Source organism: Microcystis wesenbergii FACHB-1317 (assembly GCF_014696875.1).
Taxonomy (GTDB): domain Bacteria; phylum Cyanobacteriota; class Cyanobacteriia; order Cyanobacteriales; family Microcystaceae; genus Microcystis; species Microcystis wesenbergii_A.
Genome location: NZ_JACJQV010000190.1, coordinates 1 through 4,647, shown reverse-complemented (window position 1 = coordinate 4,647; position 4,647 = coordinate 1). Strand labels below are relative to the sequence as shown.

The window sequence follows — 4,647 nt, the reverse complement described above, 5'->3', positions numbered from 1 at the left end:
AAAATAATAATTGTTCCTGTAGGAAGACGTTCTCCTTGTAACTGCCCTCGATTCCACATTCTCCAAGCAGTGTCATAACTGATCCCTTTTTTCTTAGCATAATCTGATAGTTTCATGTGAACTGCAACGTAAACTTGTACTAACCATATTAGCAGTTGTTTGCAGTCATTTGCATATATTTTTTACAAAACTTTACAATACGCAATTTAAATGCAGTATACTGTTCACTGAACAATCCCACTGGTCACTGATAATTGATCACTGATCACTGATCAGCCATTCCGAGGCCCTTTCACCTAAATCTAAGGCCAGACTAACCGCTTTACCGAGACGGGGACGCTCGCGGGTTTCGCGGATAAAAGCTTGAAATTGACTAAAACCACCCCATTCGTGGAGATAATTAGCGATCGCATTGAGATGTTCCAGATATTCGGACTCGGAGAGGGGAAAAGAAGCTTGTTCGAGATATTTCCACATTACCTGAACATGAACCTTATCTTTGATGCGTCGCAGCTGAATATCGTAGGAACGACCCCATTTTTCTAGTAATAATTGCTGTAAGTCCACACCCGTCATGGTTGCTATCGCTTCTCAGATGTCAGTCGGCCTCTTGATTTTATCATAAATGTCAGGGGAAGACCCTCGATTTTACCGAAGGGATGACACCTGAACAACATAGAACAGCAAAGCACAACGATCAGATATCTCCGCTTGATCGGATAGTTTCAACCCGATGAATCTTATTCCACCGTGACACTTTTGGCTAAATTGCGCGGCTGATCCACGTCTAAACCACGACGGGCTGCGATATGATAGGAGAGCAATTGTAGGGGAATTACTGTTAAAATTGGCGATAATAATTCCTCAATTTCCGGCACATACAACAAATCATTAAAGACTTTTGGTGCTTCCGTATCGCTGTCGGCAACTACTCCCAATAATCGCGCATCCCTTGCTTTTGCTTCCTGTGCATTGGAGAGAACCTTATCATAAACTATCCCCGGCATAGCAATCGCTACTACGGGAACCTTTGCATCTAAAAGCGCAATCGGTCCGTGTTTCATTTCTCCGGCTGGATAGCCTTCCGCATGAATATAACTGATTTCTTTGAGTTTTAAGGCCCCTTCTAAGGCAATGGGGAAATTAATCCCCCGTCCCAAGAAAATAAAGTCCTGGGTGTCATTAAATTCATGGGCCAATTCTTCGATCGCTTTTTCCTGTTTTTCTAAGACAGTTTCGATCGATCTTGGCAGCGATCGCATTTGATTAATAATTTCCTCGATTCTCTCTAAAGACAGAGTTTGACGACGATAGGATAAATCCAAAGCTAAGAGATAAAAACCCAATAACTGGGCGGTAAAACTCTTAGTTGCCGCCACCCCGATTTCGATCCCCGCCTGAGTATTAATAATCTGATCGACCATTTGTGCTAGGGTACTTTCGGGGCGATTAGTAATCCCGATAATCCGGGCCTGATATTTTTTTTCTAACCCTAAACGACGCTGTTTTTCCGTTTCCAAAGCCGCTAAAGTGTCGGCTGTTTCCCCCGATTGTGTCACCCCGATGGTTAAAGTATTGGGCATCAGGGGGGTGGGTGCATAGCGAAATTCCGAGGCGTACTGTACCCTTGTGGGAATACCCGCCAACTGCTCAATCAAGTATTTACCCACTAAACTGGCGTGCCAACTGGTTCCACAGGCTAAAATCTGAATATGTTCTAAATTATCGTAAATTTCCTCAGAAAAATTAAGATTTATCGGGTTGACATTATCCCCATTGTGTGCTGTCCAATGGGGATGCAGATAGGTCCCCAAACAGTCGCGCACCACTCCGGGTTGTTCGTAGATTTCCTTGAGCATGAAGTGACGATAACCCTGTTTTTCTACGGTTGTCGGACTCCAATCGAGGACTCTGGGGTTTTTACGGACTCTTTTTCCCTCAAAATTATAAATTTCTACTCCCAAGGGTGTTAAGCGAGCGATTTCGCCATTATCCAGGGACAGCACTGCCCGGGTATGGGGAACCAAAGCACTGACATCGGAGGCACAGAAAAACTCTCCTTGACCGAAACCGATGATTAAAGGAGCGTGTTGCCGCACGACAATCAATTCATCGGGATAATCGGGACTAATCACCCCTAGGGCAAAAGCACCCTCTAAACGTTCAATTGCCCTTAAAACTGCCTTGAGGAAAGGACTCACCCCCAAGTACTCTTCATCGGTAGGTTTAGGTAGATAACTGGCGATTAGATGGGGAATAACTTCTGTGTCGGTTTCCGAGTCAAATATACAGCCTTTTTCCTTTAATTCTGTTCTTAATGCCTGAAAATTTTCGACAATGCCATTCTGTACCACTGCCACCCGTTGACTATTATCGGTGTGGGGATGGGCATTACTTTCTACGGGTTTGCCGTGGGTTGCCCAACGGGTGTGACCGATGCCAATTTGGGAGGGATTAACTTCCTGTTCTAATTTTTCCCGCAGATTGTAGAGTTTTCCCTGGGCGCGGACTCGATGTAATTCACCTTCGAGAATTGTGGCAATTCCTGCCGAATCATAACCCCGATATTCTAAACGTTCCAATCCAGCTAGGAGAATATCGATCGCTGTTTGGGTTCCGATATAGCCAACAATTCCGCACATTCTTTCCCTGACCCCATTTAGGCTAAGTCCGATCTATTCTATCGCAAGCGTGGCGCTTGTTTGCTTAGAGGCTCAAGACGCAGGGGTAAGGGTAAAGTTTCCCTTTTAGGAGATTGGGATGTGGGATGTGGGGAGAATAAATAAAAGCAATATAGATCACTCAGCAGCATATTCTGTTCTTTTTGTCAAAAAAACTTTCTCTTTGCAACAAAACTACACAATTAATTGATCAACGGGTTGGGTTTTAAAAGGCTCTTTAACCGCCATTTATTGCTGTTGCTGAATAGGTGAGTATAGATTTAGCAAAGGGTTTCAGGATCAGCAGACAGCTAAAAACCCAAAAAAGCACAGAAAAACCCATCATTTCATACTGCGAAATTATACCATAATCGCTGGAAGTATTGCAACCTCGTAAACAAATGAGAATTATTTTCAATAAATTCTTAAGAAAAGATAAATATTGCGAAGTGTAAATTTAAATATTCTCAACTATTAAAGCTTGTTTGATATAAAAAACTTATAAAAGATAATTAAGTAGGTGGGTGGAATTAAATATAAGATGAACGTAGGTTGGGTTGAAGCATGAAACCCAACCCCCGCACGGGTTACGCTACCGCTAACCCATCCTACAAATAATTGTGCCTACCTACTTAACTTCACGGCAGGTTAATGGTAAGTATTCAAACTTAATCAGTCTGATTTGCCCCTAAGTAAGGAAAATTTATCGAAACTATCACAAACAGTGCTAACCAATGAATCATATTTTTTCTAGCATCGATTTTCAGGCAATTAAAAATAACCCTAACTTTAAGGAAGACAGCGTTAGAGAAGTGATTATTTTACCTCTTTTAACAAGTTTGGGCTACCAAGAGGATAATATCGAAAGAAGTAAAACCCTACGGCATCCCTTTTTAAAGGTTGGCAGTAAAAAACGTCCGATAAATTTAATTCCTGACTATGTTCTCAAAGTTAATCAAAGTTATGCTTGGGTATTAGAGGCTAAAAAACCAACGGAAAATATCTACGAAGGTGATTCAGTAGAACAGGTCTATAGTTATGCGACTCATCCTGAAATCAGAAGCAATTATTTTGCTCTTTGTAATGGCCTAGAATTTAGTTTATTTAAGACCCTCGATACCAGTACACCTATCTTATATTTTTCTCTTGATGCAATTGCCGATAGTTGGCAAGAGTTGACCCAGTATTTAGCCCCAGATAGATTTCAAGTGGGGAAAAGTTTTACCTATCAAAACCATTCCCCAATCAGTCGCAAAACTTTTGACTACTCAAGTCGTCCCTTGTTAGAACCAATTGAGGTAAAAAAACAACAAGCTAAAAGACATTTTGGTGTGCATGGATATTTTACTAAACAAGCATGGAATGTGGTGGCAGAATATATTAAAAACTTTAGTCAACCGGGGGATGTCATTCTTGATCCTTTTGGCGGTAGTGGAGTGACGGCAATTGAAGCTTTAATGAATAACCGCAAAGCGATTAGTATTGATATTAACCCTCTGGCTATTTTTCTTGTTAATTCTTTAATTAGTCCCGTTGATTTTGATGATTTAAGTCAAGCTTTTGAACGAGTTAAATTAGCTTACCAAGAGCGAGAACCGCAAACCAAAGAAGCAATAACAAAGGCACTCAATACCTATCCCTATCCCGAAGGCTTAAAACTGCCTAAAGGTTCCGATGTGGCTACTGTTGAACAGTTATTTAGTAACAAACAATTAGCTCAACTAAGTTTATTAAAACATCTGATTAAACAGGAATTAAACAAGGATATTAGAGAGTCTTTAATGTTAATGTTTTCTGGCTTATTAACTAAAGCTAATTTAACTTATCATAACAACAATAGACCTCTTGCATAATTTTTTTATGGTATAATGGAGGGTTTTGCTTTTTTCTCAATTCTTAGATTGAAGTGGAAAAAAGAATAAAATGTGATCTTAGGTCAGGAAATCATCTATAATTTTGCTATGTTTATTAGCAAAATTATGGATTA

3 protein-coding genes and 1 pseudogene are annotated in these 4,647 nt (G+C 40.6%); 1 reads left to right on the top strand and 3 read right to left on the bottom strand.

Annotation, left to right across the window (positions count from 1 at the left end; translation table 11 throughout):
- The 3 genes and pseudogenes from H6F92_RS26215 to glmS form a co-directional block, all read right to left on the bottom strand.
- Positions 1–116: pseudogene (locus H6F92_RS26215) on the bottom strand (IS607 family transposase); the annotation flags it as partial.
- A 142-nt stretch (positions 117–258) separates the two neighbouring features.
- Positions 259–576 carry a DUF3067 family protein gene (locus H6F92_RS18930; protein WP_002756874.1) on the bottom strand — a complete coding sequence of 106 codons (318 nt, stop codon included), beginning with the start codon at positions 574–576 and terminating at the stop codon, positions 259–261.
- A gap of 164 nt (positions 577–740) precedes the next feature.
- Positions 741–2,642, bottom strand: a complete 1,902-nt coding sequence (gene glmS, locus H6F92_RS18925; protein WP_190359081.1) for a glutamine--fructose-6-phosphate transaminase (isomerizing) — start codon at positions 2,640–2,642, stop codon at positions 741–743.
- Positions 2,643–3,394: 752 nt separating this feature from the next.
- Between glmS and H6F92_RS18920 the strand changes: the two genes are divergently transcribed.
- On the top strand, positions 3,395–4,513 hold the full coding sequence (locus H6F92_RS18920; RefSeq protein WP_242030192.1) for a DNA methyltransferase: 1,119 nt from the start codon (positions 3,395–3,397) through the stop codon (positions 4,511–4,513).
- The last annotated feature ends 134 nt before the right edge of the window (positions 4,514–4,647 follow it).

What these genes read in the sequence shown, in the direction of transcription:
- glmS (WP_190359081.1), bottom strand. Translation starts at nt 2,642, where the DNA reads ATGTGCGGAATTGTTGGCTATATCGGAACCCAAACAGCGATCGATATT.
- H6F92_RS18930 (WP_002756874.1), bottom strand. Translation starts at nt 576, where the DNA reads ATGACGGGTGTGGACTTACAGCAATTATTACTAGAAAAATGGGGTCGT.
- H6F92_RS18920 (WP_242030192.1), top strand. Translation starts at nt 3,395, where the DNA reads ATGAATCATATTTTTTCTAGCATCGATTTTCAGGCAATTAAAAATAAC.